The sequence below is a fragment of the Adlercreutzia equolifaciens genome (assembly GCF_029076695.1).
GTDB lineage: Bacteria > Actinomycetota > Coriobacteriia > Coriobacteriales > Eggerthellaceae > Adlercreutzia > Adlercreutzia equolifaciens_A.
Genome location: NZ_JARFIK010000159.1, coordinates 1 through 345 on the forward strand (window position 1 = coordinate 1; position 345 = coordinate 345).

Here is a 345-nt window from a genome sequence, read left to right on the forward strand (position 1 = left end):
GAAAGCGGGAAGGCGAAGAGAGGGCTTCCCGCCCGAAGGATTAAGAAGTAGGGGGATGCCATGAGCAAATCTCGCATGATGCCCGTCCAGTCCGGCCTGACGCGCCGCGGCTTGTTGAAGGGAAGCGCGGCCGGTGCGCTGGCAGCGGGCTCGCTGTCGTCGCTGGCGGCCTGCGCGCCGCAGACGTCGGGCGACAGCTTGGCTGAAACAGGGGAGAAGGCCCCTGTCGATGAGGGACCGTGGATTGCCGCGGCCTGCTGGGACAACTGCGGAGGCCGCTGCGTGAATCGCGTGCTGGTGCGCGACGGCGAGATTGTCCGTCAGGGCAGCGAGACGTCCCATGAG

The 345-nt window shown here is 67.2% G+C and carries 1 protein-coding gene; it reads left to right on the forward strand.

Annotated elements, in window-relative coordinates:
* Positions 1 to 60: 60 nt before the first annotated feature.
* The coding region (locus PZH32_RS11890) for a twin-arginine translocation signal domain-containing protein (protein ID WP_275208466.1) at positions 61 to 345 on the forward strand (285 nt) is incomplete at its 3' end.